1 pseudogene is annotated in these 896 nt (G+C 40.2%); it reads right to left on the reverse strand.

The features are described from left to right. Positions 1 to 896, reverse strand: a pseudogene (locus ACFIL8_RS12835) (protein ndvB); the annotation flags it as partial.

The following is an 896-nucleotide window of genomic DNA, read 5'->3' on the forward strand; positions in this document are numbered from 1 at the left end:
GTGTGGTGATAATAAGATTCACAGACCCACTCAAGAGCGCGTTGTGTACTTTGTATATAAGAAAATGTTTGTTCATTGAGAATGACCAAATCAACAATAAGACCGCGCATACGCCAATATTCGTGTGCTTTAAGAAGCTCACGCAGTACAGTTATATTTCCCTCGTTATTTAATCTAAGAAGACAGAGTGGATTGTCTCCTGAAATGGACATGGGCCAAAGATCAGACTGTTTTCCAAGCATTTTTGCTAATATTTCAGAAGGAAGACGCCATGTGCGGTCTGGATAGATAAGCGGTGTTGCATATTTTTGATAAACAATGGCTTCTTTAAGCTGAGTTCCACTCTGATACAGTGCAACTTGTGAGCGCGTCCATGCCATTGAAAGTTCTTTTTGAAACATATCAGGTTGTCGATAATGTTTAATATGATTATGCAACGCTTCTTTTGTATGAGCAGCGAAAGTCCAAAAAATAAGTTCTGCTTTGCCATGGGCTGGAATTTGTACACAGCAGCGCAATGACATAATAGGATCTAGAACACAACCTTGACTGTTACTAAAACGAGTATTTTGGTCAAATGCAGCGGGACGATGAATAGATCGCCCCCGACCAATAAACAGAGAGCGATCTGTTTCAGCTTCTGTCTCTTGGAGAGTATCTGTTGTACTAGAAACAAAATGAGCAATATGAATATCAGGGTCGCTAGGTGAGCGTTTACGCCTTTTGGCAAAAATTGTTTTGCCTTCCTCAGCAATTTCTGTCTCTATAAACATACGAGAAAAAACAGGATGAACTTGGTCTGTATCCATCGTGGCAAGTGCTAATTCACCATAAGAAGTCACTTCAATGAGTCGGTCTTTATTTGTCGTATTCATCAGTTGAATACGTCTCCCTTC

The organism is Bartonella sp. AP57NXGY (genome assembly GCF_042195805.1).
Lineage (GTDB): Bacteria > Pseudomonadota > Alphaproteobacteria > Rhizobiales > Rhizobiaceae > Bartonella.